The following is a 2,910-nucleotide window of genomic DNA, read 5'->3' on the forward strand; positions in this document are numbered from 1 at the left end:
AGGGGTACGAGCCGTACTCGCCGATCGACACGTGCGGGTCCGGGTGAACTCCCATACCTCATCGGTGAGTTGCAGTCGTGTTACGTAGGAAGGTCTACCGGTCCAGGCCCCCCACGAAGATGAATCCACAAACTGATCACGACTCGATACGCGCCCTAGAGGACACGACCGCCGTGCTCGCGCCGGTCGCCGCGCTCCTGCCGGACCGCGCGGAGAGGCCGTACCTGCCCGCCATCATTGACCGACTCGCCATCCTCGCCCTGATGGCCACCGCCCACCGGAGCAATCCAGAGCGGGCGCCGGACAGGACCTCTCGTACCTTGGTCCGATACGCGGCGCCGGCTGCTGCTGCGCGCCCTCGACGCTGAACTGGCCGACGGCGCCGACCCGGCGCTGGACGAGATCGACTCGCACCTCGTCCGTCGGCTCGCCGCTGCGGCCACGCCGATCCCCCTCGCCCGCACGGCCGGATACCAGCTCGACATCATCCTCTCAGCAGCAAATCTGCTGAACAGCTGACCGCCGAGACGCGAGGCCCGACCAGCCGATCACGCTGCCGTGTAGCGTGTGAAGAATTCGACCTCAGCCGCTGAGATGCGGCGCGGCGCACCCGTCTCCAGGTTGTAGGCGGCCATCTTGGTCGTCGCCTCGGCGTACGTGTTCTCGGCGTCCCGGATGGCGTACCCCAACTCGAGCCGCGCGCCACGGCAGGTGACGACCCAGACATCCACGTGTACTGGCTCATCGCGGTAGTCCAGGGGCGTCTTGTAGTCGATGACGGACTGCTGGACCACAAAGGCGTGACGCCGCCGCTCGGCCTCGTCCGCCGGCAGCAGCTCCTGAACCATCCTCGTACGTGCTTCTTCGAGGTACGTCAGGTAGCGGGAGTTGTTGACGTGGCCGTAGCTGTCGGCGTCGGCCCAGCGCAGCGGCAGCAGATAGGTGAACTTCGGCATGAGGGTCTTCCTGTGCAGATGACGGGAGCGTAGCGGCGGCCTCTCGTCGGGGAGCCGTCTCTGTCGGCGACAGCCCCCCGACGGGACCCGATGGTTTAGAACTGGCCGGTCTTGCCGGCCGCGGGCTCATCGCCGCGCTTTTCGATCATGTTTAGGACCTCGCGCAGCACTCGCTGCTCGGTATCGCGCTCCTCGAGGAGCTGTCCGATCCGGGCGGTGGCCGCGTCGGCTTCGGTGGGCAGCGCGGCGCGCACCAGCTGGAGCACTTCGGCGCGGCACTCTCCGTGCACGGCGTTGCGCGGTACACGGGCAATGACGGTGGCGGGTCGTACGTGCGTGACGGACCAGCAGCCGACCGCTTCTTCCACTGCCCAGACCACCGTGCGCTGCTCCGGCGAGAGCGTCAGCTGGGCGTCAGGCCCCATAGTCTTGCTGATCGCCGGCATCGGAACGCTGTTCCTCCCGGCCAGTTCTGCCGCTTCCTCCGGGGTAGCGACGACCGTGCGGGACGCGAGGCCCGCCACTTCGCGACGCCAGCGGGTGGCGGAGTCCTCGTCCACGCGATTCTTCTCGTGCCACCGCGCAGCTTCGACATCGTCCTGATTCGCCGTGGTGGCGGCCCAGGCGTTGCGGGTGTCTCCGAGCGCGTCGCGCTCATCTTCGCCGCCTTCAACCCAGGTGATCACCACGAACCGGCACTGCGGCATGGAGGCCGGGTAGAGGACGTGACTGACGACCTCGATCGTCTCCCAGTCGAGCGCAGGGATGTTCATGCGGAACACGTGGCCGTCGCGGGTCTCACCCATGTCCGTCTCGGTCTCCCAGACGTGGCGGACGTCGGGGTCCTTCGTGACCTTCTCGATCAGCTCACGCAGCTCGGGGTCGTCGACGCGTGCGCGCTCGGCGAACTTGAGCATCTTGACGTAGGCCGAGGCGTGCATGTCCCAGTCCTGGTACTGAGTGCGCGCTTCGGGCGACGTCAGAGCCCACAGGATGAGGTTCGCCCCCGGCTCCATGACCCACGGCCACCACTCGGCCATGGCCGTGTTGAAGCCGAGGATGTTCCAGTTCTGGTCGCACAGGTACGCGGGGCTCGGCATCTGCCGGTCGATGAGCAGCCGTATCGCCTTCTGAAGCTGCGGCTGGGTGGAGCCGCGCGGTGGCTTCAGCGATGCGCCGATGTTGTGGTACATGAGGGCGTTGCGCCCTTCTTCGTCCAGACGGAACAGTCTGACCAGCGACTCGAACTGTTCCGGGGTGAGCCTTGGCGGCACCGCACCCTTTTCGATCTTGCGGTAGGTGCGCACGGAGATACCCATGGCCTTGGCTGTCCGATCCTGAGTGGGACGGCCGGGTGCAGTCTTGCGCCACTGGAGCAGCAGGGCACCGAAGCCCATGTACTGGCCAGCGAGCTGCTGGAATGCGCTGCTCCTTCCTGAAATGCCTTCGTCCACGCCGCCGTTACCGCTGGCGTCGTGCGCATATGAGACCACGAGAAACCTGCCTTACGCCTCTGAGAAGCCTTTCACTCTTCCCCGGCACGAAAAGGGTCCGGCCTTGCGCACCGGATCCCCCGCCCGAAGCCCCCCAGCTGGAACAATACGCAATATTTAAACGATCTTGACCGCATGTGGGGTGGGCCACAAATCACCTCGCACACGCTCGTTCAATCACGAACAACTTACGTCCGACACGGAGGCACGTTCGCCCGCGAATCGGACACTCCGGTTGATCGTTTAGCACCCCCTCCCGAGAAACCGGCAAAAGGTTGCCGGTTTTCCTCAGACCCTGCCACTTCCGGTCTAGACCTCATTCAGTAATGCGCATCCAAAGCGGCCGAGCGTCGCCATTCCCCTTACACCGCAAGCTACTTACGGGAGCGTAGGCACACATCAGACCACATACGATCCGGGTCACCTATCCAGGTAAATCGGACAAAAGATCACCGTTGACG

At 65.2% G+C, this 2,910-nt stretch carries 2 protein-coding genes; both read right to left on the reverse strand.

The window, feature by feature from the left end:
• Positions 1-548 precede the first annotated feature (548 nt).
• Positions 549-956 (reverse strand): acyl-CoA thioesterase, encoded by a 408-nt coding sequence (locus GA0115233_RS39785; RefSeq protein WP_093725650.1) that lies wholly within the window; start codon positions 954-956, stop codon positions 549-551.
• A 95-nt stretch (positions 957-1,051) separates the two neighbouring features.
• On the reverse strand, positions 1,052-2,410 hold the full coding sequence (locus GA0115233_RS39790; RefSeq protein WP_255310518.1) for a helix-turn-helix transcriptional regulator: 1,359 nt from the start codon (positions 2,408-2,410) through the stop codon (positions 1,052-1,054).
• Positions 2,411-2,910 lie beyond the last annotated feature (500 nt).

This window comes from Streptomyces sp. DI166, assembly GCF_900091315.1.
Taxonomy (GTDB): domain Bacteria; phylum Actinomycetota; class Actinomycetes; order Streptomycetales; family Streptomycetaceae; genus Streptomyces; species Streptomyces fuscus.

Bases quoted from the DNA above. Each gene is read 5' to 3' on its own strand.
- GA0115233_RS39785 (WP_093725650.1), bottom strand. From the start codon at position 956: ATGCCGAAGTTCACCTATCTGCTGCCGCTGCGCTGGGCCGACGCCGAC.